Source organism: Streptomyces sp. NPDC030222 (assembly GCF_055573115.1).
This window is the reverse complement of the sequence record NZ_JBVICA010000013.1, coordinates 170,332-193,431: the sequence shown is the minus strand read 5'-3', so window position 1 is coordinate 193,431 and position 23,100 is coordinate 170,332. Positions and strand designations below refer to the sequence as shown.

Here is a 23,100-nt window from a genome sequence, read left to right as displayed (position 1 = left end):
ACGTAAAACCCTCGTCTCGACCTTCGTCAGGAAACCCCCTACCTTGGTCGGCCCGCCACCGGGTCCGGGCACCGCCCAAGGTCACCGACGCGCTCGACCAACTTCCGATGCGTGACGGGCGCGGCGGTTCCTAGCGTCGGGTCCATGAACACCGAACAGAGGCCCACACCCCTCATCACTCCCTGTGCCGCCGTCGGCACCACTGTCGCGGCACTGCCCGCAACGGCCGTACGGAAAGCGGGGCACGGCCGGTGAACCGCATCGCCAACGCCGCGGACCCGGCGGGCCCCGCACTGCGAGCCATCGGGCTCGGCCGGCGCTATCGGCGCGGATGGGCTCTGCGTGACTGCACCTTCCAGATCCCGGCCGGCCGGGTGTGCGCCCTCGTGGGTCCGAACGGGGCGGGGAAGAGCACCCTGCTCTCCCTGGCCGCCGACCTGCTGACCCCCACCGAGGGATCGATCCACGTCTTCGGCAGGTCCCCACAGGATTCCGGCGCCCGGGCCACGACCGCCCTGCTCAGTCAGGACAAAGCGCTCCTCCGCGGCTTCCGTGTTGCGGAGATCCTCCGGATGGGCCGCGAGATGAACCCGACCTGGGACCAGGCCGTCGCCGAACGCGTCGTCGCGGGCGGCGACATACCCCACCACGCCCGCGTCGGCTCACTCTCCGGGGGCCAGCACACCCGGGTGGCCTTGGCGCTCGCCTTCGGCAAACGCCCGCGCCTGCTGATGCTGGACGAGCCGATGGCCGACCTCGATCCGCTGGTACGGCGTGAGATGTCCGAACTCCTCCTGTCGGAGGCGGCCACGCACGGAACCACCGTCCTGCTGTCCTCGCACGTCGTCTCGGAACTCGAAGACGCCTGCGACTTCCTCCTTCTTGTCGGCTCCGGGCGCATCCGGCTGGCCGGTGACGTCGACGACCTCCGCGCCGCACACCGCCACGGTGCCGACGGCTCCGTCCCCTCCCTGGAACAGCTGATCATGACGTACCTGCGCGACCCCCTCCTGCCCGCGGTGGCCACACCGGCCGCCCGCCCCGAGCGCGTCGGGGGTGCGGCATGATCGGCGTACGAGGCGTCACCTGGCTGGTCTGGCGCCAGCACCGCGCCGCGCTGTGGGCCTTGCTCGCCCTGACCGTGCTCGTCGGCGGGTACCTCGCGTTCGGGGGGTACGCGTCGGCGGAGGCCGCCCGGGCGCTGGACGGGTGCGCCGGGCAGGCCGGGGCGCCGCAGTGCTCCCAGACCCTGATCGACTACCAGCAGGAGCACCAGTACCCGCTGCGCCTGCCACTCCAGTTGCTCCTGCTCCTCCCGCTGCTGCTCGGGGTGTTCCTCGGCGCACCGCTGTTCGCGCAGGAACTGGAGTCGGGCACCCTGCGCACCGCGCTGTCGCAGTCGGTGTCACGCGCCCGCCTGCTCCGGGCGAAGCTGGCCGTGCCCGTGACGCTGACCCTGGCCGCGGCAGGCGTGATCACCGCGTGTGCCACGTGGTGGTGGCATACGGTCGCCGGTGCGGTCGGCAGCAATTTCCCGTGGTACATGCCGATACCGTTCGATGCCGTCGGGCCCGCGCCCGTCGCCAAGGCGCTGCTGGTGCTGATGATCGGCGTCACGCTGAGCCTGTTGTTGCGGCGCACCGTCGTCGCCATGGCGGCCACCGGGGCGGTCGGCGGTTCCGCCTTGTTCGCCCTGGAGCAGGTCCGCGGCGGCCTGTGGCCGACGGTGACGGCGCAGCGGTCGGGCCTGGGCGTGGATGCGGCACCCGGCGACGCCTGGCTGTTCGACGACGGGCTGGTCGTGGCCGCCGGCCGACGCGTACCGCAGTCCGGCGAGTGCTTTGCTGCGGACAACTACAAGCAGTGCCTGGCAGGAAAGGGGGTCACCGGGCACTGGGCGGAGTTCCACCCGTCGAGTCACTTCTGGCCCCTCCAGTGGGCCGAGACGGGCCTGTGCCTGGCCGCGGCTGCGGCGCTGGCCGGCCTCTGCTTCTGGTGGACCCGGCACCGCCTCACCTGAAAGGTCCGTCGTCATCGACCCGCGGCTGGGCGCGCGATCCCCGGCCGACGCGGAGGACGGTCACCGCTCCCGGACGGCACCGCGAAGTACTGACCTGGAGATCCCGATGTTGCGAGCCTCGGCTGTCTCGGCCCACTGGGACGGTCGGGGCACGACCCCCTTCGCAGGGCGACGCTGAAACCGCGTAATGCGGTCACGGGCTTCGCCGTCAGAGCTCCCGGTGGACCTTCGTGTTGGAGGCCTGGGCGCGGGGGCGGAGGACCAGGAGGTCGACGTTGACGTGGGAGGGGCGGGTGACGGCCCAGGTGATGGTGTCGGCGACGTCGTCGGCGGTGAGGGGTTCCGCGACGCCGGCGTAGACCGTGGCGGCCTTCTCGGCGTCGCCGCGGAAGCGCGTGGTGGCGAACTCCTCCGTCTTCACCATGCCGGGGGCGATCTCGATGACGCGGACGGGGGTGCCGACGATCTCCAGGCGGAGGGTCTCGGCGAGGACGTGGGCGCCGTGCTTGGCGGCGACGTAGCCGCCGCCGCCTTCGTAGGTGGCGAGGCCGGCGGTGGAGGACAGGACCACGACCGTGCCGTCGCCGCTCGCGGTGAGGGCGGGCAGCAGGGCCTGGGTGGTGTGGAGGGCGCCGATCACGTTGACCTCGTACATGCGGCGCCAGTCCTCGGGGTCGCTGGTGGCGACCGGGTCGGCGCCGAGGGCTCCGCCGGCGTTGTTGACGAGGACGTCGACGGAGGGCAGCTCGGCGAGCGAGGCGGCGAAGGCGTCGACGGCGGCGCGGTCGGTGACGTCGAGGACGTGGGCGGTCGCCCGGTGGCCGGCCTCGGTCAGTTCGGCGGCGAGGGCCTCGATGCGGTCCTTGCGGCGGGCGGTGAGGACGACGTGGTAGCCGGCGGCCGCGAGGTGCCGGGCCGTGGCGGCCCCGATTCCGCTGCTCGCTCCGGTGACGACTGCGGTGCGGGAGGCGGCGGCGGTCATCTGGTACTCCTCGTGCCCTGTGATCGACGGTTGGCGCCAGGATAGGCGGTACGGGTACCGGCGGCCGTGGGGGCGTCGGCGGCCGCCGGCTCGTCAGCGGCAGGCCGTGGGGACGCCGGCGACTGTCGGGACGTCAGCGCCGTGGGGGCGCACGTGATCAGGCGGTGCCGGTGGGGGACACCCGGTGACGGAACCGGCCGAGAGCATGCGGGTCGCGTGCCACAGGGCCGGCCGGCGCCGGGACGGTGGGCCGGGGTCATTCCCCGGTCCAGCGGGCGAGGGCCGCGCGCAGCGCGGCATCGTCCGGCTGGTCGGCGGCCCAGGCGACGTATCCGTCGGGGCGGATCAGGAGCGTGGTGGGCCGGTCGCCGGTCCAGTGGGCGGGGACGGTCCGTCCGGGCGCCGGGTCGTCCGGGGACACGAGGACGAAGCGGCCCTTGCGGAGGAGTTCGTAGAGGCGGCCCTCCGCCAGGTGCAGATCGGGGACGCGTCGTCCGACGAGGCGGTGGGCGCCGCGCTCGGCGGGGTAGGAGATGCCGACGCCCGAGATCATGCCCACGGCCTTGTCCGCGACGGGACGCCATGTGCTGAGCAGTGCGGCTGCCGACCGGGCGGCGCGCTGGAGCGGGGTGTGCGCCATGGCGAGCCGGATGAGGGCGCCACTGCTGCGGAGCACCATGGCGCCGACGGGGTGGCGTTCCGCGGCGTAGCTGTCGAGCAGCGCCTCGGGGTCGTGGGTGTCGCCGCACAGGGCGGCGGCCAGCTTCCAGGACAGGTTGGCGGCGTCCTGCATGCCGGTGTTCATGCCCTGGCCGCCGGCGGGGGAGTGCACGTGTGCGGCGTCCCCGGCGAGGAAGACGCGTCCGGTGCGGTAGGCGGGGACCTGCCGTTCGTCGCTGTGGAAGCGGGACACCCAGCGGGCGTCGTGCATGCCGTGGTCGGTGCCGAGCGCCCGTCGGGCGATGTCCCGCACCTCGTCGAGGCCGACGGGTTCGGTGTCCGGCACCTGGCGGCTGCGGTCCCAGCCCATGACGCGGAACCACCCGTCTCCGAAGGGGATGAGGACGGCGAAGCAGTCCCCGTCGCCGGTGGCGGCGAGCACGGCGCCCGGCTGCTCGGTGAGCCGGACGTCGGCGAGGACCATCGAGCGGATCACGGACGAACCGGGGAAGGGCAGCCCGAGCGCCCTGCGGACGGTGGAGCGCACTCCGTCCGTGCCCACGAGATAGCGGGCCCGGAGCGTGGCGGACCGGCCGGACCCGTCGCGCACCTCCGCGGTCACCGAGTCCGCGTCCTGGCGCAGACCGGTGAGCTCGGTGCCGTACCGGAAGTCCACACCTGTGGACAGAGCGCGGCGCTCCAACAGCCGCTCGACTTCGTACTGCGGCGTGATCAGCAGGTACGGGAAGCGGGTGCGGAGTCGCGAGAGGTCGATGGCTGCCGTACCGAACAGGCGCAGACCGGTGGTCTTCGAGCCGGTGCCGACCAGTTCGTCGGCGAGGCCGCGGGCGTCGAGCAGTTCGAGCGTGCGGGCGTGCACACCGAACGCACGGGTCAGATTGCTGGTCCCGTCGGGCCGGCGCTCGACGAGGGTGACCCGCAGTCCTGCGGCGGCCAGGTCCCCGGCGAGTGTCAGTCCGGTCGGGCCCGCGCCCACGACGAGGACGTCGGCGGCGAATGGGGTTTCGCCGTCCTCGGTGTGCCGACGGGTGGTGCTGCTGCTTGCGGACTTGCCGTTCATGGCGGCCTCCTGAGCCGACGGGCGATCGTCGTCCGATCCCGTGCCAACGCTTGTTGGTCAACGCTTGTTGGCAATGTACGGCGGGGGAATCTGGCGTGTCAACACCCGTTGGCCTACAGTTGTTGACCATGACGACCGATGCCTCGGCGGCCCCTCGCCGCTCCGACGCCACCAAGGCCGCGATCCTCGAGGCCGCCCGCGAGCGCTTCGCCGCCGACGGCTACGAGCGGGCCACCATCCGCGCCATCGCCCGAGACGCGGACATCGACCCGTCGATGGTGATGCGGTACTTCGGCAACAAGGAGAGGCTGTTCGCCGCCGCCTCGGAGATCGATCTGCGTCTGCCCGAGCTGGGCGGACTCCCGGCCACGCACATCGGAGCCGTGCTCGCCTCGCACTTCCTCGACCGCTGGGAGCGCGACGACGTCCTCACGGCCATGCTCCGGGTCGCCGTGACCAACCAGGCCGGCGCCGAACGGATGCGCGCGGTCTTCGAGGAGCAGGTGGGGCCCATCGCCGCGGCCGTGTGCCCGGACCCGGCGGACGCACCCCGGCGGGCCGTGCTCGTCGCCTCCCAGATACTCGGCATGGCCATGGCCCGGTACGTCCTGCGCATCCCGCCCGCCGTCGCGATGGACCGCGAGGAGGTGATCGCCTGGCTGGCGCCGACCATCCAGCGCTACCTCACGGCGGAGCAGGCCTGACCCCGGGGCGCCGTAGGGTTCGGAAACGAAGCACGCGTCGGCGGGTGGCGCGCGGCGCCGGGGGCAATCCCGCTGCGCGCGGCAGGACTCGTGCGGGTGCGGAGACAGGGCGGACACCAACGAACGGCGAGCGATGGGCGAGCGGCAGCAGCGGCAGTCGGGAGACAGCGAGAGGGAGAAGCGGCGCCTGGGCGACGATGAGTGGGGGAAGCCGCGACCGGGCGGCGGCGAGCAGGCGGTGACGGGGCGATGACCGGGGCGATGACCGGCCGGAACGCGGGCACAGGAGGTGCCGGAGACGCAGGCGGTGCCGGCGCCGGGCGCCGTGCGCTGATGGCGGACATGGCCACCGAGACACGCCGGTACATGGCTGCCTACGCCCTCTTCAACCAGGCGGTCGCCGACACGCTCGGCCTCCACCCGACCGACCTGCAGTGCCTCGACCTCCTGGCCCTGGAGGCCGGACCCGTCACCACCGGACGGATCGGGGAACTGACCGGGCTCACCACGGGGTCGGCGACCAGGCTGGTCGACCGACTGGAGAAGGCCGGCTACGTCACCCGGCACCGGGACACCGAGGACCGGCGGCGCGTGCTCGTCGTCACCGTGCCGGAGCGCATGGCCGAGCTGGGCGAGGTGTGGCGGGAGCTGAACGGCCCGTGGTGGGAACTGATCGACACCTACGAGGACCGGGAACTCGCTCTTCTCGTCGCCCACATGCGCAGGACGGTGGAACTGAGCGCGGCGCAGATCCGACGCCTGCGCGACAGCGGCCCCGGGGGCGCCAGGGCCATGAGGTCCTGAGCGCGTCCGTGTCCTCTGCTCGTGGGGTACGCCGCGGCGCCTGACCGGGCACCTGCGGGACCACGGCCTCGCGGGACCGGGTCTCCAGTCACCGCGAGATCCCAGAGGAACGGAACCGCCTCGGCAGTCGCGTCGAAGACGGACAGCTCACCAAGCCACAGCCCGAGATCACTCAACGCTGAAGCGCTGGCTGCCGCATCCCCCGAAAGGCACGGCCCAAGGATGCAGGCCTCCAGCCGCGGGCCTCGCAGGTGAGGGCCCCCAGGCGTGCCGCCCTTTGTCCGAGGCCCGGGCCCTGATCCCAGGTCCGGGCTCTGATCCCAGGTCCGGGCTCTGATCCCAGGTCCGGGCTCTGATCCCAGGTCCGGGTCCTGACCCTAGGTCCGGGTCCTGGCCCTAGGTCCGGGTCCTGATCCCAGGCCCGGGTCCTGACCCCAGGCCCGGCCCTACGCCGCCGCGTCGCCGCCGAAGTCGCGCATCGCCGTTTCCACGATCTTCTCCAGGCGGGCGTGGTGGGCACCCCGCCAGTAGACGCGTCCGCAGTCCGGGCATTCGGCGAAGGCGTCGTACGTGCGTCGCGTGCCGTGTTCGAGGCGCTCGACGACGGTGTCCTTCGCGGCGTCCTTCAGTACGCCGTTGCACGCGGTGCACCGTGTCCACGGGGCGAGGGCCGGTGCGAACCGGGCGAGCACGTCGCGGAGTTGGTCGTCGGGGCGGTGGCTGTAGACGTATCCGCCGGCCCAGAGCTCACGCCGTCGCAGCAGCCCGCGGTCGCGGGACAGCAGGACCCGTCGTTCCCTCGCGGAGAGGGCGGCCAGGGCCGGATCGCCGATGTCCTCGCTCTCGTACGCCGCGTCGACGCCGAGCAGCCGCAACCGCCGGGCCAGCGTGCCGAGATGGACGTCGAGGAGGAACCGCAGCGGGGCGCCGGGCACATGCTGCGGCCGTGCCACGCCCAGTACTTCCACGGTCTCGCCCGCCCCCGGCACGTGCGAGACAGGTACCTCGCGGCCGTCGACGAGCAGCCGGCCCGCCTCGGTGAGGGGGACGCCGAGCGATTCGACGACGTGGCCGAGCGTCGACGAGCCGTCCGTCGTCACCGCCGTCCGCCCCTTGCGGCGTTCCGCGGCGACGAAGAGGTGCAGCTCGCGGGCGAAGGCGATGTGGATCTCCGGTCCGTTCACGCCGTCAGGATGCCATCGCTCCCGGGGCGTCAGCCAGGGCATTCTTCTTCCCCGTGCGCTCGTCCGGCCGGCCGTCCGGCAGCTCGCGGAAGGCGTCCGCATGCTCGTCCGCCCATGCGGAGTGGTCGACGCCGGCCGCGGCGGCCTGCTCGGCGAACGCCTGCAGATGGGCGGGGTCCGCGTAGAGGAACACCGAGCGGATTCCGTCCAGGGCGGCCGGGAAGCAGTCCGGATCGCCGAGGTCGCAGCGTATCCGCGGCACGCCGGGAGGCGGGGAGAGGCGCTCGGGGTCCGCCGAACCCGCCCGCACGGCAAGGCTCTTGGCGCGGAGCAGTCCGATGAGGGCGGTGGCGGTCCGGCCGCGGCTCCCGGTGACGAGAACGGTCATGGAAATACTCCTTCGTAGAGAAGAATCTGTGTGACGCAGATAAATATGGAGGGTGTCGGCTGCCCGTCAAACACCTTTCGTGCGGGCGCGCCCTGGCCTGCCTACAGTGAGGTATGAAGATCATCGACCTGGCGCCGGGAGACCCCCGGCTGTCCCGTGAAGCGCTTCCCGTGCTGCGCGAACTCCGCCCCCATCTCACCGAGGACCTCTTCCACGAGATCTACGAGGAGGGGCATCCCCAGGGGCTGCGCTTCAGCGCCGCGTACACCGACGACGCCACATGCGTCGGCGTCGCCGGCTGGCGGTTCGTGGTGAACACCGTCTCGCGGCGCAAGCTGTACATCGACGATCTGGTGACCGCCTCGGCCGCCCGGTCGTCCGGTGTGGGCCACGCGCTCCTCGCCTACCTGGAGGGCCGCGCCCGCGAGGCCGGGTGCACCAGCCTCAACCTGGACTCCGGTACCCAGCGCACCGACGCCCACCGCTTCTACTTCCGTGAGCGGATGGCCGTCACCGCGTTCAACTTCGACAAGCCGCTGGAGGGAACCGGCCCCGCGTCCGAACTGCCCTGAACCGGCCCGGTGCGCCCGGCGGGAGGACTCCGCGCCGGTGCTCAGTCGAGGACCGCCGACCTGAGGGCGGCCGGAGGCACACCCACGACGGCCGTGAAGTCCCTGACCAGGTGGGCCTGGTCGCTGTAGCCCAGGTCCGCGGCGATGCCGGGCCAGTCCACGCCGGACCCGCCGGGCACGGCCGATTCGGCGTGCTCCAGTGCCTCGTGGATGCGGTACCGGAGGATCACCCACTTCGGGCCGACGCCCACGTGGGTGTCGAACAGCCGTTGCAGGGAGCGCGGCGACAGGCCCTCGGACGCGGCGAGTGCGTCGACGCGGCGGATCGTGCGGTCCTCGCGCACTCGGTCGACCAGGGCCATCGCGAGGCCGGCGCGGGCATCGGGGCGCGGGCCCGCGGCGAGCAGGAAGGCGTCGAGCGCGGCCACCCGCGCGTCCTCGTCGTCCGGATCCAGGACGAGTGCGGTGTCACGGTCCGCGTCGGCCCCGGTGAAGACGTCCTGGAACGGCACCCGTCGGCCCGTCCACTCGCTCACGCGATGCGCCGGGGCGAATGGCCGGAAACCGCCGGGGCGGAACTGTACGCCGCACACCCGCCCGCGGCCTTCGAGCTTCTGCGTGAACATTTCCAGTCCGATGCCCGCCACCTCGCCGGCGGGCGGCCGGTCCGTGTACCGCTGGAAGACGAGGTTGACCGAGGGATGCGGCACGACCTGGGTGAGGAACGGTTCCTCCAGGTCCCAGTCGATCAGCCAGTAGTGCTCGAGGAAGGGCCGCAGCGCGGGGGCGGGGACGCGGCGCCGGAACCGGACGCGGGCGAACAGCCCGGCGGCGTCGACGATGCCCCGGGTGTCCCGCCGCGGCCCGGTCACGACACCGGCCCTCCGGCGATCACGGTGCCACCCTTCCGCTTCTCCAGAGGCCATGACGTCGGCACCGCAGTGTCGCGTTTCTTCAAGACGGGCGCGGTCACGGCTGCGTACGTTCGTCCCATGACGAACACGATCAGCGACCTGCTGGAGCGGGCCGTGGCGCGCGCCGTCCCGGTCGTCCGCGGCATCCCCGACGAAGCGCTCGACGCACCGACGCCCTGCGCCGAGTACGACGTGAAGGACCTGGTGGAGCATCTGCTCCAGGTCGTGGTGAACTTCCAGGCGCTCGCCGCCAAGGAGGAGACCGACTTCTCGCAGTCCCCCGAGCCGCTCGGCGGTGACTGGCGCGGCCACTTCGCCGAGGAGACCGCCCGGCTGGTCGAGGCCTGGGGCCGGCCGGGTGCCGACGAGGGCACCACGGGGAGCATGGGCCTTCCCGCCACGACGGTGGGCGGGATGGTGCTGCTCGACCTCACCGTGCACCCGTGGGACCTGGCCCGGGCAACCGGCCAGGAATTCGAGCCCGATCCGGCCGCCGTAGCCGCGCTCACCGGGGTGGTGACGGACCTGGCCCCCACGGCCCGGCAGATGGAGGTCTTCGCCGACGAGGTGCCGGTATCGGCAGGGGCTTCCGCCTTCGAGGCGCTGCTGGCACTCACCGGCCGCGACCCCCAGTGGCGCCGCTCAGGCGGGTGACCTCGGTCAGCCGAGTGACACCGCTCAGTCGAGTGACCCCCGGCGGACGAGCGACCCCGAGCCGGCCAAGGCACGGCGCGCTCCGACGCCCGCACCGCCCGGTACGGGCCGGAGAGCCGGACCGAACGCTCCGCCCCGGGCCCGGCGACGCCAGGGCTCAGGGCCAGACCAGGCAGTACGGCTGGTGTCCCGCCTCGTGCAGGCGGTGGCTGAAATCCTGCCATTCGTGCAGCAGTTGGTAGACGTTGTACGCGTCGCGCGGGCCGCCGCGGTCCGGGACGGTGGACCAGATGAAGGCCGCGGCGCCCACCGACTCCTCGCCGATCCCGCGCAGCGGGTCGACGACCGTCATGGGCAGTTTGACCACGGCATAGTCGGGGTGCAGCACCACGAGCTCCAGCGGCGGCACCTTGTGCAGGGGTATGCCCTGGATGCCGGTGAGGACCATCGCGGCCATCGTCTCCGGCTTGATCTTCGTGAACATGCCCCCCATGCCGAGCTCGTCGCCGCCGAGCTCCTCGGGGCGCATCGAGATCGGCACCCGGGCGGCGGTGGCTCCGTCGGGCGCGCCGAAGTACTTGTAGGTCACCCCCATCCGACCACCTCTGATTCCCGCATGCTCGTCGGACGTGGGAACCGGTGCGATCGGTTCCGTCGTGTCCGTTTCCCTGGCCCCCGCTGCGTCCGATTCGTGACCCTGCGCGTCGCGGCGGCGATGCCTGCCGCGCCCCTTACCGCCGGTAGGGGGGACCCCAGGGCGACGCGGACCCAGGTCGTCGGTCCCCTCGCCCAGTCCGCCACCGCGATGCATATCTCCACCCGACCACTCGCGGCCCCCGCCGCGCAACCCGATCATCGTGTCAGTGACCTCCCCCACGGTCGTGCAGTGAAACACCTGTCCGCAAGACGGTCCGGGCCTCTGACACCATGGCTACCGTGAGCTACCCATACCAGGCCCCAGTTTCGCAGACGCTGTTCGACCGCGCGTCCCTCGTGACGCCGGGCGGCGTGAACTCTCCCGTGCGCGCCTTCCGTGCCGTGGGCGGTACGCCCCGGTTCATGGTGTCGGGTGCGGGTCCGTACCTCACCGACGCCGACGGCCGGGAGTACGTAGACCTCGTGTGCTCGTGGGGTCCGATGATCCTCGGCCATGCGCACCCCGAGGTGGTCGAGGCCGTGCAGGCCGCCGTGGCGCGCGGCACGTCCTTCGGCACCCCCGGCGAGGGCGAGGTCGCCCTCGCCGAGGAGATCGTCGCCCGGATCGAGCCGGTCGAGCAGGTGCGTCTGGTGTCCTCCGGCACCGAGGCGACCATGTCCGCGATCCGGCTGGCCCGCGGGTTCACCGGGCGCGCCAAGGTGATCAAGTTCGCCGGCTGCTATCACGGCCACGTCGACGCGCTGCTGGCCGCGGCCGGATCCGGCGTGGCGACCTTCGCGCTGCCCGACACCCCCGGTGTCACGGGCGCGCAGGCGGGCGACACGATCGTGCTCCCGTACAACGACCTGGAGGCGGTCCACGAGGCCTTCCACGCGCACCCTGGCGAGATCGCCTGTGTGATCACGGAGGCGTCGCCGGGCAACATGGGTGTGGTCCCGCCGCTGCCGGGCTTCAACGAGGGCCTGAAGAGGGCGTGCGAGCGGAACGGCGCGCTGTACATCTCGGACGAGGTCATGACCGGTTTCCGCACCTCGAAGGCGGGCTGGTACGGCATCGACGGGGTGCGCCCGGACCTGATGACCTTCGGCAAGGTCATGGGCGGCGGCTTCCCGGCGGCGGCGTTCGGCGGCCGTGCGGACGTGATGGCCCACCTCGCGCCGGCCGGTCCGGTCTACCAGGCGGGCACCTTGTCCGGTAACCCGGTCGCGACGGCCGCGGGTCTCGCGCAGCTGCGACTGCTCGACGACGCGGCGTACGCGAAGGTGAACGCGGTCTCGACGCAGATCCAGCAGCTGGTCACGGAGGCGCTGGGCAAGGAGGGCGTGGTCCACCGGCTGCAGACCGCGAGCAACATGTTCTCGGTGTTCTTCACCGGCCGTGAGGTGCGCGACTACGACGACGCGAAGCGGCAGGAGGCCTTCCGCTTCAACGCGTTCTTCCACTCGATGCTGTCCCAGGGCGTGTACCTGCCCCCTTCGGCGTTCGAGTCATGGTTCGTGTCGACCGCGCACGACGACCGGGCGATCGAGCGGATCGCCGCCGCGCTGCCGGCCGCCGCCCGCGCCGCCGCGGAGGCCACGGCATGAGCGGCACCACGACCGTCGTGCACGTCGTTCGGCACGGCGAGGTCCACAACCCGGACGGGGTCCTGTACGGGCGGCGGTCCGGCTACCACCTGTCCGAGGTGGGCCGGCGGATGGCCGACCGGGTGGCCGAACACCTCGCGGCGCGCGACATCGCCTACGTCGTGTCCTCCCCCCTGGAGCGGGCGCAGGAGACGGCGGCGCCGATCGCCAAGTCGCACGGGCTGGACATCGCGACCGACGAGCGGCTGATCGAGGCGGCGAACATCTTCGAGGGCAAGACCTTCGGCGTGGGCGACGGCGCGCTGCGCAAGCCCGGCAACTGGAAGCACCTGACGAATCCGTTCCGCCCGTCGTGGGGCGAGCCGTACGTCGAGCAGGTCGTCCGGATGATGGGCGCGCTCGACGCGGCGCGGGACGCGGCACGCGGGCACGAGGCGGTCTGCGTCAGCCATCAGCTGCCGATCTGGATCCTGCGGAGCTTCGTCGAGCGGCGGCGGCTCTGGCACGACCCGCGGCGCCGGCAGTGCACGCTGGCCTCGCTGACGTCCTTCACGTACCAGGACGACAAGATCGTTTCGGTGGCCTACAGCGAGCCCGCGATCGAGCTGGTGCCCGAGCATCTGCGAGCCGGCGCCAAGCCCGTGAAGGGCAGGGCCAAGGCCTTCGGCGCGTAGGACGAGGCGGCCGGTCGCCTGGTCCTGCTCCTGGTCCGGGTCGCCGGTCACCGGGCCGCCGGGACTCGGGGTCCCCCGTGAGTCCTGGCCGTCACCTGAGCCTCGGCGGCAACATCCGCACTTTTTCATCCTTTCCCGTATCACTTCCACCAACTTGTACGGTTTACGGAAATCAGGGCGACTCTTCGGGAACCGCCCTGTCCCGTTCCCGCCTCTCTGTCGGTGTCCACAGCGACGGCATTCGGCCACGGCGAGCGTGCAGGGGGACGGCATGCGGGACATCAGTCGGAGGAGTCTGCTCGGTCTCGGCCTCGGAGTCGCGGCCGGCATGGGGATCGCGGGGTGCGGCGGCCCGGGAGGTCCGTCGTCCCGTGCCGGCGGACCCGGCAACGGGAAGGGCGGGGGCGGCGCTGCGAAGACGCGGCCCATCGGCGACGGCTCCACCGCCGACACCGGCAGGCAGCCGAACCAGCCCGAACCGCCCGTACCGCTCGAACCCGGCGCGACGCCGCCCCAGTTCGTGGTGTTCTCCTGGGACGGCGCGGGCGAGGTCGGCAACGGTCTGTTCCCGCGCTTCCTCGACCTCGCCGCAGACCACGGCGCGTCCATGACCTTCTTCCTCTCCGGCCTCTATCTGCTGCCCGAGTCGAAGAAGGACCTCTACCGTCCGCCGAACAACCCGGTCGGCGCATCCGACATCGGGTACCTGACCGACGCGCACATCAAGGACACCCTCGCGTGCCTCCGCCGCGCCTGGCTCGAAGGCCATGAGATAGGCACCCACTTCAACGGCCACTTCTGCGGCGGCTCCGGATCGGTCGCCCACTGGACGCCCGCGCAGTGGCGGAGCGAAACGGACCAGGCCGTGTCCTTCGTCACCCGGTGGCGCACCAATGGCGGGTGGACGGACCTCGACCCGCTGCCCTTCGACTACACGAAGGAACTCGTGGGCGGCCGCACTCCCTGCCTGCTCGGCCAGGACAACCTGCTGCCGACCGCCAGGAAGCTCGGCTGGCGCTACGACGCCAGCTCGCCCGGCGGCACCCAGCGCTGGCCCGTCGAACGGCAGGGCGTCTGGGACCTTCCCCTCCAGGCCGTGCCCTTCCCCGGGCACTCCTTCGAAGTCCTGTCCATGGACTACAACATGCTCGCCAATCAGTCGCGGAATTCCACCCAGGGAGTTCCCGCGCACTATCCCGGATGGCGGAAGCAGGCCACCGAGGCCTATCTCGCAGGATTCCACCGCGCCTACGAAACGAACCGCGCACCGTTCTTCATCGGCAATCATTTCGAACGGTGGAACGGCGGAATCTATATGGACGCCGTCGAGGAGGCGCTGAAGGGGATGGCGGGTGAGAAGGATGTGAGGCTGGTCTCTTTCCGTCAGTTCGTCGACTGGCTCGACGTCCAGGACGCGAAGATCCTCGCCAGGCTCCGCACCCTGGGAGTCGGCCAGCGGCCCGCCGGAGGCTGGAACGCTTTCCTTAAGTCGGTCTGACAAGGGACGACGAGGAGTTTTACGGGCAGTCAGGGGGGCGCGGAAGATCCCCCAATACGGTCATGCGAAACTTTTCACATGACCTTCAGCAGCGCCCTCCGCCGCCGCTCCCAGCGCCGTCGCGCCGCCCTGCTCATCGCGGGCACGGCCACTGCGGCCCTCGCCCTGTCCGCCTGTACCGGCGACGGCGCGAAGTCAGGAGGGGGTGGTGACACCAACTTCGTCACCAACACCGGCGGCATCTCGACGGTCGCCAAGGGTGAGCGGCAGGCGGGCCCCGAGCTGGACGGCAAGACGCTGGCCGGGGAGCCCCTCGACCTCGCCGCCTTCAAGGGCAAGGTCGTCGTGCTGAACGTGTGGGGCTCCTGGTGCGGCCCCTGCCGCCTCGAGGCGAAGCATTTCAAGAAGGTCGCGGAGGAAACCCGGGCGAAGGGCGTCCAGTTCGTCGGCATCAACACCCGGGACTTCACCGCCGGTCCGGCCGTCAAATTCGAGAAGGACTACGGAATCACCTATCCGAGCTTCTACGACCCGAACGGAAAGCTGATTCTCCGCTTCCCCAAGGGCAGTCTGAATCCGCAGGCGATTCCCTCCACCATCGTCCTGGACCGCGAGGGGAAGATCGCCGCGAGGTCCCTCATGGCCATCAGCGAGGAGCAGCTGCGCAGCATGATCGACCCGCTCATCGCGGAGAAGTGACCAGGTGAATGTGCTCGCCGCCGCACCCGGTATGAACGAGACCGTCTACAGCGGGGCCCTGCTGCTCGCGCTGCCCATCGCCGTACTCGGCGGACTGGTCTCGTTCTTCTCGCCCTGTGTCCTGCCGCTCGTGCCCGGCTACCTCTCGTACGTCACCGGTGTCAGCGGCACCGACCTCGCCGAGGCGCGCCGTGGGCGCATGGCGGCCGGAGCGGGCCTGTTCGTCCTCGGGTTCACCGCGGTGTTCGTGTCGACCGGGGCGCTGTTCGGCTACGCCGGCGTGACCCTGCAGGGGTATCGGGAAACGCTGTCGATGGTGCTGGGCGCCCTGATGGTCCTGCTCGGACTGTTCTTCATGGGGCTGATGCCGTGGCTCACGCAGCGCGAGTTCCGCTTCCATAAACGGCCGGTGTCCGGGCTCGTGGGGGCACCGCTGCTCGGCGCCCTCTTCGGCATCGGCTGGACGCCCTGCATCGGACCGACCCTGGCGGCCGTGAACGCCCTCGCCATCACGGAGGCGAGCGCCGCCCGGGGCGCCGTACTGACCGTGGCGTACTGCCTGGGACTCGGGCTCCCGTTCGTCCTGGCGGCCGTCGCCTTCCGCAAGGCGCTCGGTGCCTTCGGCTGGGTCAAGCGGCACTACACCTGGGTGATGCGGATCGGCGGCGGCATGATGATCGCGACCGGTCTGCTGCTGCTGACCGGTGCCTGGGACAGTCTCATCCAGCAGATGCAGACCTGGTCGGACGGCTTCACGGTAGGGATCTGAGGACATGGGTGAGACCAAGAGCCGTGGGCCGGTCGCGGCCGGGGAGCGGATGACGACGGCTCCGCAGGACGACGGCCCGGACGAGACGACGGGCGGGCCGGCTCTCGGCGTCATCGGCTGGGCCCGCTGGTACTGGCGCCAGCTGACGTCCATGCGGGTTGCGCTGATCCTGCTGTTCCTGCTGTCCCTGGGCTCCATCCCGGGGTCGCTGATCCCGCAGAACAGCGTCGACGAGATGAAGGTCGCCGCGTTCAAGGAGCGGCACGACACGCTCGCCCCCCTCTACGACAAGCTCCAGCTGTTCGACGTGTACAGCTCGGTGTGGTTCTCCGCGATCTACATCCTGCTGTTCGTCTCCCTCATCGGCTGCATCGTGCCCCGCACCTGGCAGTTCGTGGAGCAGCTGCGCAGCCGCCCCCCGGGCGCCCCGAGCCGGCTGACCCGGATGCCCGTCTACACCACCTGGCGCACCGAGGCCGATCCCGAGCGCGTACGGGAGGCGGCGCTCGCACTGCTCCGCAAGCGGCGTTTCCGCGCCCACACCGTGGACGACGCCGTCGCCGCCGAGAAGGGCTTTGTCCGAGAGGCCGGGAACCTCGCGTTCCATGTCGCGCTGATCGTCATGCTCGTCGCGTTCGCCTCCGGACAGCTGTTCAAGTCGGAGGGCGGCAAACTGATCATCGAGGGCGGCGGGTTCTCCAACACCCTCACCCAGTACGACGACTTCAAGTCCGGCTCCCTCTTCGACACCGACGACCTGGCGCCCTTCAGCTTCACCCTCGACCGGTTCACGGGCACCTACGAGAAGAACGGACCGCAGAAGGGCACCCCGCGCACCTTCGAGGCGGCGGTGACCTATGCGAAGGGCGCGTACGGCAAGGAGCAGAAGACCGTCGTCCAGGTCAACAAGCCGCTCCACGTGGAGGGCTCGAAGGTCTATCTGCTGGCGCACGGCTACGCACCGGTCGTCACCGTGCGGGACGGCAAGGGGCAGGTCGTCTACCAGAGCGCCGTGCCGCTGCTGCCGATCGACAACAACATCACGTCGACCGGCGCCATCAAGGTGATGGACGGCTACCGGAACGCCAAGAACCGGAAGGAACAGCTCGGGTTCCAGGCGTTCTTCGTCCCGACCTTCGCGGGCGCCGGCAACGGCACGATGTTCTCGCAGTTCCCCGCCCTGGACTTCCCGGTCCTGGCGCTCACCGCCTACCACGGCAGCCTGGGCGTGGACGCCGGTCTCCCGCAGAACGTGTACCGGCTGGACACCCGCAAGCTCACCCAGTTCAAGGACGCCAAGGGCCAGATCCTCAAGCAGCGTCTGCTGCCCGGCGAGACGATGACGCTTCCGGGCGGCGCCGGCTCGATCACCTTCGAGAAGGAGGTGAAGGAGTGGGCGAGCTTCCAGATCTCGCAGCAGCCCGGCAACTCCGCGGCGCTGGCGGGTGCCGTGATCGCCGTGTTCGGACTCGCCGCGTCGCTGTTCGTCCAGCGCCGCCGGGTCTGGGTCCGGGCCGTACGCGGCGAGGACGGGGTGACCGTCGTCGAGATGGCCGGCCTCGGCCGCAGTGAGTCCTCCAAGCTCCCCGAAGAGCTGGCGGACCTGGCCGTACTGCTCCACACCGAGACGCCCACGGCACCCGGCGCACCCGCGACCACCGGGACCGAAGAACCTGCCGCAGCAGCCGAAGGGGCTGACAAGTGACGCTCGCCGCCGCAACGAACGAGAACCTGGCGAACATCAGCAACGTGCTGGTCTATTCGTCGATGGCCGTCTACACCCTGGCCTTCTTCGCGCACATCGCCGAATGGCTCTTCGGCAGCCGCAGCAAGGTCGCCCGTACCGCGGCCGCGCTCACCGCGCCGAAGGAGACCGCGGCCCCCACGGTCTCCGTGCAGGTGAAGAAGGGCGGTACCACCGCCGTCGTCGACCGCCCCACGATCGTCACCCGGGCGGCGTCCGGCATCCGTGACGTACCGGACGGTCCCGGCGCCCACGGCGGCGACGCACAGGGAGACCTGTACGGCCGGATCGCCGTCTCGCTGACCACCCTCGCCTTCCTGGTCGAGGCGGGCGGCGTGGTCACGCGCGCGCTGTCGGTGCAGCGCGCGCCCTGGGGCAACATGTACGAGTTCTCCACCACCTTCTCGACGGTGGCGGTCGGCGCGTACCTGGTGCTCCTCCTCGCGAAGAAGAACGTCCGCTGGGTCGGACTGCCGCTCGTCACCACCGTGCTCCTCGACCTCGGTCTGGCCGTGACGGTCCTCTACACCGAGAGCGACCAGCTGGTCCCGGCACTCGACTCGTACTGGCTGTGGATCCACGTATCCACCGCGATCCTGTGCGGCGCCGTCTTCTACCTCGGTGCCGTGGGCACGGTCCTGTACCTGTTCCGCGACTCCTACGAGGCGAAGCTCGCGGGCGGCGGCAAGCCCGGCGCGCTGGCCACCTCCGTGCTGGAGCGGCTGCCCTCCGCGGCCGCCCTCGACAAGTTCGCCTACCGGATCAACGCCGCCGTGTTCCCGCTGTGGACGTTCACGATCATCGCGGGTGCGATCTGGGCCGGCGACGCATGGGGCCGCTACTGGGGCTGGGACCCCAAGGAGGTCTGGTCGTTCATCACCTGGGTCGCCTACGCCTGCTACCTGCACGCCCGGGCGACCGCCGGCTGGAAGGGTCGCAAGGCCGCGTACCTGGCGCTGATCGCCTTCGCGTGCTGGCTCTTCAACTACTACGGCGTGAACATGTTCGTGAACGGTCTGCACTCCTACTCCGGCGTGTGAGGCCCCCGCTCCGGAGTGTGAGGTAGCGGGTGGCCTGCCGTCGGGTCACGCTGGTGGTATGTCGGGATCGATCTCGTACGGCACCAGCGAGACCCACGACGGCACCCATGTCCTGCGTTTCGTCCTGCGGCTCCCGCACCCCCCGGAGCAGGTGTGGGCGGCGGTCGCGACTCCCGAGGGCCTGCCGGCCTGGCTGGCCGCCGCTGATGTCCTCGAACCCCGGCTCGGCGGCGCGGTCACCCTGCGCTGGCTCAACACCGACGACCGGGGTGCCCACACCGTCGCGTCGGGCACCGTCACCGCCTGGGACTTCGAACGCGTCGCCGAGTACACCGTCACCGTGCACGGCCGTATCCGCTTCCACCTCGAACCGGCCGGGGACAGGGCCACCGTCGTGCGCTTCACCAACGAGGTCCGCGGCTCCGACGAATACCGCCTCGACTGCCTGGCCGGCTGGCACAACCACTTCGAGTGCCTGATCGACGCCCTCGACGGCCGGCCCGCCGACTGGTCCGCCTGGACCCCGGAACGCTGGCTTCAGCTCCGGGAGGAGTACGAGAAGTAGTGATCCGCCCCTGATCCACCGGACACCCCTAGCCGGCCGTGATCGCGTCCAGTCGCCCCCGCAGATAGACGTGCGAGTCCAGTGAGCCGATACGGGTCCCCGGGTCGCATTCGTAGAAGTAGACGAGCGACATCAGCTCCTCGGACGGTGCCTCGGACGACGGCGGCAGCACCCGGTGGCGTCCCGCGGACCAGCGGCCCCCGGTCCAGCGGGCCATCAGATCGCCGATGTTGACCGTGAAGGCCTCCGGGTCGTACGGCGCGTCCTCCCAGCCGCCCTCCTCCGTCCACACCTGGAGCCCGCCCCGTCCCGCCTCCCGGTCGAGCACGGTGACCGTGCCGAAGTCCGTGTGCGGACCGATGCGGAACTGGCCGGGGCGCGGGGTGCCCACGACGTCCGTGCCCGGGTACCAGTTGACGTTGAACCCCCAGGTGGGGTGCCCGGTGTGCCGGGTGAAGTAGTCCTCGGGCCCGCCCAGCGCTGCGCCGAGCAGTTCCAGCAGCCGGTCCGACAGGGCCTGCATCCGCGCCAGGTACTCCTCGACCGGCGGCCGCAGGGCCGGCGCCTCGGCCGGCCAGGTGTTGGGCAGGAACCACTCGGCGTCCACCACCGGGTCCCCGGTCGGCGCCTCGGCCGCGAACGACAGCGACTCCTTCAGATCGGGCGGCGTCTCGGTCCCCTCGGCGTACCCGTTGGCCTCGGCCCCGGGTCCCAGCCAGCCGCGGCCGCCGACCTTCACCGCGTACACCCGCTTGACGTCCTCTTCCAGCCGGAAGAAGCCGCGTGCCGCCTCCCGGATCCGGTCGCGCAGCTCCCGCTCCACCCCGTGCCCGGTGACGAGGAGGAACCCGGCACTTCGCAGGGCCCGGTCGACGGTGGCGGCGATCCCGGCCCGTTCGCCCGGGCCGCCGGACAGCCAGGCGCGGAGGTCGACCGTGGGGATACGGGGCTGCTGCGTCATGGCCTCACTCTTCCCGCCGGAGGCACGGCGAAGCCCGGCGTTCAGCCCTTCGCCCTTCGAAGCCCTCGTTCAGCCCTTCGGGGTGTTGCCGTCCGGCTCGTCGCCGTTCTCGCGGCGCTTCAGCTCCTCCTCGCGGCGGCGAAGGTCGGCCTCCCAGTCCTTGAGGACCGCCTCGTCCTGCTTGGTCTCGTCCCGGAGGGACGCGAGGAACTCCGGATTGTCGTCGGGAGCCACCCACTTCGTACGGTGGTTGCGGTGCCACTGGGAGGGCGTGGAGCCGCCGGCCGGGGCGTGACGGAGCTTCCCGGCGGCGAACCAGACAATCGGGCCGACGATCGAGAACAGCAGGATGATGATCACCCAGATCACCTTGGGGAGGTGCTTCACCTCGTCCTCGGGCGTGTTCAGGCAGTCGATGAACGCATAGATCGTCAGCGCCAGGATCAGGATGAACGGAAGGTATCTGATCACGGTGGAGCGAGCCCCCCAGGAGCGGTTGCGGGGCGTGGGACGCCCCCGGTGACCGTTCCAGCCTAGTGGGTGGCGGATACTGGACGGCATGGCTTATGACGATCTTCGCTCGCTGCTCCGGGCTCTGGAGCGCGAGGGCGACCTCAAGCGCATCAAGGCCGAAGTGGATCCCCACCTGGAGGTCGGGGAGATCGTCGACCGGGTGAACAAGGCGGGCGGACCGGCGCTGCTCTTCGAGAACGTCAAGGGCTCCTCCATGCCTCTGGCGATGAACGTCTTCGGCACCGACCGGCGGCTGCTCAAGGCGCTGGGCCTGAAGTCGTACGACGAGATCAGCGAGAAGATCGGCGGCCTGCTCAGGCCCGAACTCCCGCAGGGCTTCGTCGGGATGCGCGAGGCGTTCGGCAAGCTCGGCGCGATGGCGCACGTGCCGCCGAAGAAGGTGAAGGCGGAGCACGCCCCCGTCCAGGAGGTCGTCCTCACCGGCGACGATGTCGACCTGGACCGGCTGCCGGCACTGTTCACCTGGCCCGAGGACGGCGGTTCCTTCTTCAACCTCGGTCTCACCCACACCCGCCACCCGGAGACCGGGATCCGCAATCTGGGCCTCTACCGGCTGCAGCGCCACGACAAGCGCACCATCGGCATGCACTGGCAGATCCACAAGGACAGCCGCAACCATTACCAGGTAGCCGCGCGACGCGGTGAACGGCTGCCGGTCGCCATCGCGTTCGGCGCTCCGCCCGCGGTGACGTACGCCTCGACCGCCCCGCTGCCGGAGGACATCGACGAGTACCTGTTCGCCGGCTTCGTGCAGGGCAAGCGGATCGAGATGGTCGACTGCAAGACCGTCCCGCTGCAGGTCCCGGCGAACGCCGAAGTGGTGCTGGAGGGCTGGCTGGAGCCCGGGAAGATGCTCCCCGAGGGCCCCTTCGGCGACCACACCGGCTTCTACACCCCGCAGGAACCCTTCCCGGCGCTCACCATCGACTGCGTGACCATGCGGAGGCGTCCGCTGCTCCAGTCGATCGTGGTCGGCCGGCCGCCGACCGAGGACGGCCCGCTGGGCCGGGCGACCGAGCGGTTCTTCCTGCCCCTACTGAAGATCATCGTGCCGGACATCGTGGACTACCACCTGCCCGAGTCGGGCGGCTTCCACAACTGCGCGATCGTCTCGATCGAGAAGAAGTACCCGAAGCACGCCCAGAAGGTCATGCACGCGATCTGGGGCGCGCACATGATGTCGCTGACGAAACTGATCGTCGTCGTGGACGCGGACTGCGACGTGCACGACCTGCACGAGGTGTCCTGGCGGGCGCTCGGCAACACGGACTACGCACGGGACCTCACCGTGGCCGAGGGCCCCGTCGACCACCTCGACCATGCCTCGTACCAGCAGTTCTGGGGCGGCAAGGCGGGTATCGACGCGACCGCCAAGTGGCCCGAGGAGGGGTACACGCGGGACGGCGGCTGGCCGGAGATGGTCGTCCCGGACCCGGCGACCGCCGAGCTGGTGACCAGGCGCTGGAAGGAGTACGGCCTGTGACGGCCGCCGAGGAGGTGCTGCAGCCCGGCCCCGTACCGCCGGGCGGCAAGGTCCGCGGGTTCCTGCGGCTCGTCATGATCGAGCACTCGGTCTTCGCGCTGCCCTTCGCCTACATCGCCGCACTCACCGCGATGTTCCTGCAGGACGGGCGGATCGACTGGGTCGCCCTGCTCCTCGTCACCGTGTGCATGGTGGGGCTGCGGACCTTCGCGATGGCCTGCAACCGCATCATCGACCGCGAGATCGACGCCCGTAACCCGCGCACGGCCGGCCGGGAGCTGGTCACCGGTGCGGTGTCGGTGCGCTCGGCCTGGACGGGCGCCGGCATCGCGCTCGTGCTGTTCCTCGGCGCGGCGGCGCTGCTGAACCCGCTGTGCCTGGCGCTCGCCCCGGTCGCGGTGATCCCGATGGTGGTCTATCCGTACGGGAAACGGTTCACCGACTACCCGCACGCCATCCTCGGACTGGCCCAGGCGATGGGCCCGGTGGGCGCCTGGCTGGCCGTCACCGGCACGTGGTCCTGGGACGCGGTGATCCTCGGGCTGGCGGTCGGCGTGTGGATCGGCGGCTTCGACCTGATCTTCGCCTGCCAGGACGTCCAGGCGGACCGCGCCGAGGGCGTGATGTCCGTGCCGGCCCGCTTCGGCGTCCCGGCCGCCCTGTACGGCGCGCGCGCCGCGCACGCCGTGACGACGGTCCTGCTGGTCTGGTACGCGCTGGCCACCGGCGCCGGTGCGTTCTTCTGGGCGGGCCTGGGGATCGTCACGGTGGCGTTCCTGTACGAGCACACGATCGTCCGCCCGCACGACCTGTCGCGGCTGAACCGCGCGTTCTTCACGGTGAACGGTTTCATCGGCGTGGTCCTTTTCGTATGCGCCCTGCTGGACCTCGTGGTGCGCGGTCTGACCGTGTAGTGCCGATGGGTG

The 23,100-nt window shown here is 71.0% G+C and carries 23 protein-coding genes and 1 pseudogene; 16 read left to right on the top strand and 8 right to left on the bottom strand.

What is annotated here, in order from left to right:
• The first annotated feature begins 251 nt into the window (after window positions 1–251).
• Together ACZ4Z5_RS20430 and ACZ4Z5_RS20425 are read left to right on the top strand one after the other, a co-directional pair.
• On the top strand, window positions 252–1,067 hold the full coding sequence (locus tag ACZ4Z5_RS20430; RefSeq protein WP_468264655.1) for an ABC transporter ATP-binding protein: 816 nt from the start codon (window positions 252–254) through the stop codon (window positions 1,065–1,067).
• Entirely contained in the window at window positions 1,064–2,020 is a 957-nt protein-coding gene (locus ACZ4Z5_RS20425) for an ABC transporter permease subunit (protein ID WP_468264653.1), read from the top strand. The genes ACZ4Z5_RS20430 and ACZ4Z5_RS20425 overlap by 4 nt, the downstream gene beginning before the upstream one ends.
• A gap of 208 nt (window positions 2,021–2,228) precedes the next feature.
• Here ACZ4Z5_RS20425 and ACZ4Z5_RS20420 read toward each other — a convergent pair whose 3' ends face one another.
• Window positions 2,229–3,002 carry an SDR family NAD(P)-dependent oxidoreductase gene (locus ACZ4Z5_RS20420; RefSeq protein ID WP_468264651.1) on the bottom strand — a complete coding sequence of 258 codons (774 nt, stop codon included), beginning with the start codon at window positions 3,000–3,002 and terminating at the stop codon, window positions 2,229–2,231.
• A 256-nt stretch (window positions 3,003–3,258) separates the two neighbouring features.
• Window positions 3,259–4,776: pseudogene (locus ACZ4Z5_RS20415) on the bottom strand (FAD-dependent oxidoreductase); the annotation flags it as partial.
• A gap of 95 nt (window positions 4,777–4,871) precedes the next feature.
• On the opposite strand from ACZ4Z5_RS20415, the gene ACZ4Z5_RS20410 reads away from it, so the two are divergent.
• Together ACZ4Z5_RS20410 and ACZ4Z5_RS20405 are read left to right on the top strand one after the other, a co-directional pair.
• Window positions 4,872–5,447, top strand: a complete 576-nt coding sequence (locus ACZ4Z5_RS20410) for a TetR/AcrR family transcriptional regulator (protein ID WP_468264649.1) — start codon at window positions 4,872–4,874, stop codon at window positions 5,445–5,447.
• A gap of 333 nt (window positions 5,448–5,780) precedes the next feature.
• Window positions 5,781–6,251, top strand: a complete 471-nt coding sequence (locus ACZ4Z5_RS20405; protein WP_468264721.1) for a MarR family winged helix-turn-helix transcriptional regulator — start codon at window positions 5,781–5,783, stop codon at window positions 6,249–6,251.
• 446 nt (window positions 6,252–6,697) lie between these two features.
• On the opposite strand, the gene ACZ4Z5_RS20400 is transcribed toward ACZ4Z5_RS20405, so the two are convergent.
• Window positions 6,698–7,435, bottom strand: coding sequence for a Mut7-C RNAse domain-containing protein (locus tag ACZ4Z5_RS20400; protein ID WP_468264647.1), 738 nt, complete (start codon window positions 7,433–7,435; stop codon window positions 6,698–6,700).
• A 4-nt stretch (window positions 7,436–7,439) separates the two neighbouring features.
• Complete coding sequence (locus ACZ4Z5_RS20395) at window positions 7,440–7,823, bottom strand: hypothetical protein (protein ID WP_468264645.1); 384 nt, start codon at window positions 7,821–7,823, stop codon at window positions 7,440–7,442.
• A gap of 113 nt (window positions 7,824–7,936) precedes the next feature.
• Here ACZ4Z5_RS20395 and ACZ4Z5_RS20390 point away from each other — a divergent pair, with 113 nt between their 5' ends.
• Window positions 7,937–8,395, top strand: a complete 459-nt coding sequence (locus tag ACZ4Z5_RS20390) for a GNAT family N-acetyltransferase (protein ID WP_468264643.1) — start codon at window positions 7,937–7,939, stop codon at window positions 8,393–8,395.
• A gap of 41 nt (window positions 8,396–8,436) precedes the next feature.
• Here the strand turns inward: ACZ4Z5_RS20390 and ACZ4Z5_RS20385 are convergent, their stop codons facing one another.
• Window positions 8,437–9,267: a DUF6597 domain-containing transcriptional factor gene (locus tag ACZ4Z5_RS20385; protein WP_468264641.1), complete on the bottom strand. Its 831-nt coding sequence runs from the start codon at window positions 9,265–9,267 to the stop codon at window positions 8,437–8,439.
• A gap of 120 nt (window positions 9,268–9,387) precedes the next feature.
• Here ACZ4Z5_RS20385 and ACZ4Z5_RS20380 point away from each other — a divergent pair, with 120 nt between their 5' ends.
• Entirely contained in the window at window positions 9,388–9,963 is a 576-nt protein-coding gene (locus tag ACZ4Z5_RS20380; protein WP_468264639.1) for a TIGR03086 family metal-binding protein, read from the top strand.
• 157 nt (window positions 9,964–10,120) lie between these two features.
• Here the strand turns inward: ACZ4Z5_RS20380 and ACZ4Z5_RS20375 are convergent, their stop codons facing one another.
• Window positions 10,121–10,774 carry a hypothetical protein gene (locus tag ACZ4Z5_RS20375; RefSeq protein ID WP_468264637.1) on the bottom strand — a complete coding sequence of 218 codons (654 nt, stop codon included), beginning with the start codon at window positions 10,772–10,774 and terminating at the stop codon, window positions 10,121–10,123.
• Window positions 10,775–10,890: 116 nt separating this feature from the next.
• On the opposite strand from ACZ4Z5_RS20375, the gene hemL reads away from it, so the two are divergent.
• From hemL to ACZ4Z5_RS20335, 8 genes are all read left to right on the top strand, one after another.
• Complete coding sequence (gene hemL / locus ACZ4Z5_RS20370) at window positions 10,891–12,207, top strand: glutamate-1-semialdehyde 2,1-aminomutase (protein WP_468264635.1); 1,317 nt, start codon at window positions 10,891–10,893, stop codon at window positions 12,205–12,207.
• Window positions 12,204–12,881 carry a histidine phosphatase family protein gene (locus ACZ4Z5_RS20365; RefSeq protein WP_468264633.1) on the top strand — a complete coding sequence of 226 codons (678 nt, stop codon included), beginning with the start codon at window positions 12,204–12,206 and terminating at the stop codon, window positions 12,879–12,881. Before hemL ends, ACZ4Z5_RS20365 begins: the two co-directional genes overlap by 4 nt.
• Window positions 12,882–13,152: 271 nt before the next feature.
• Window positions 13,153–14,379 (top strand): polysaccharide deacetylase family protein, encoded by a 1,227-nt coding sequence (locus ACZ4Z5_RS20360; protein WP_468264631.1) that lies wholly within the window; start codon window positions 13,153–13,155, stop codon window positions 14,377–14,379.
• A gap of 78 nt (window positions 14,380–14,457) precedes the next feature.
• Entirely contained in the window at window positions 14,458–15,078 is a 621-nt protein-coding gene (locus tag ACZ4Z5_RS20355; protein ID WP_468264629.1) for a TlpA family protein disulfide reductase, read from the top strand.
• 31 nt (window positions 15,079–15,109) lie between these two features.
• On the top strand, window positions 15,110–15,847 hold the full coding sequence (locus ACZ4Z5_RS20350) for a cytochrome c biogenesis CcdA family protein (protein ID WP_468264719.1): 738 nt from the start codon (window positions 15,110–15,112) through the stop codon (window positions 15,845–15,847).
• 4 nt (window positions 15,848–15,851) lie between these two features.
• Window positions 15,852–17,552 carry a cytochrome c biogenesis protein ResB gene (gene resB, locus ACZ4Z5_RS20345; RefSeq protein WP_468264627.1) on the top strand — a complete coding sequence of 567 codons (1,701 nt, stop codon included), beginning with the start codon at window positions 15,852–15,854 and terminating at the stop codon, window positions 17,550–17,552.
• The gene (ccsB, locus tag ACZ4Z5_RS20340) at window positions 17,549–18,631 is read left to right on the top strand and encodes a c-type cytochrome biogenesis protein CcsB (RefSeq protein WP_468264625.1); all 1,083 of its coding nucleotides are present in this window, start codon (window positions 17,549–17,551) and stop codon (window positions 18,629–18,631) included. The genes resB and ccsB overlap by 4 nt, the downstream gene beginning before the upstream one ends.
• Window positions 18,632–18,689: 58 nt before the next feature.
• Window positions 18,690–19,196: an SRPBCC domain-containing protein gene (locus ACZ4Z5_RS20335; protein WP_468264623.1), complete on the top strand. Its 507-nt coding sequence runs from the start codon at window positions 18,690–18,692 to the stop codon at window positions 19,194–19,196.
• Window positions 19,197–19,224: 28 nt separating this feature from the next.
• On the opposite strand, the gene ACZ4Z5_RS20330 is transcribed toward ACZ4Z5_RS20335, so the two are convergent.
• Both ACZ4Z5_RS20330 and ACZ4Z5_RS20325 read right to left on the bottom strand, forming a co-directional pair.
• A complete protein-coding gene (locus ACZ4Z5_RS20330) occupies window positions 19,225–20,157 on the bottom strand; it encodes an isopenicillin N synthase family dioxygenase (RefSeq protein ID WP_468264621.1) in 933 nt (310 codons plus the stop codon).
• Between the two features lie 69 nt (window positions 20,158–20,226).
• A complete protein-coding gene (locus ACZ4Z5_RS20325; protein ID WP_468264619.1) occupies window positions 20,227–20,628 on the bottom strand; it encodes a PLD nuclease N-terminal domain-containing protein in 402 nt (133 codons plus the stop codon).
• A gap of 88 nt (window positions 20,629–20,716) precedes the next feature.
• On the opposite strand from ACZ4Z5_RS20325, the gene ACZ4Z5_RS20320 reads away from it, so the two are divergent.
• Window positions 20,717–22,174 carry a menaquinone biosynthesis decarboxylase gene (locus tag ACZ4Z5_RS20320; protein WP_468264617.1) on the top strand — a complete coding sequence of 486 codons (1,458 nt, stop codon included), beginning with the start codon at window positions 20,717–20,719 and terminating at the stop codon, window positions 22,172–22,174.
• Complete coding sequence (mqnP, locus tag ACZ4Z5_RS20315; protein ID WP_468264615.1) at window positions 22,171–23,088, top strand: menaquinone biosynthesis prenyltransferase MqnP; 918 nt, start codon at window positions 22,171–22,173, stop codon at window positions 23,086–23,088. The genes ACZ4Z5_RS20320 and mqnP overlap by 4 nt, the downstream gene beginning before the upstream one ends.
• The last annotated feature ends 12 nt before the right edge of the window (window positions 23,089–23,100 follow it).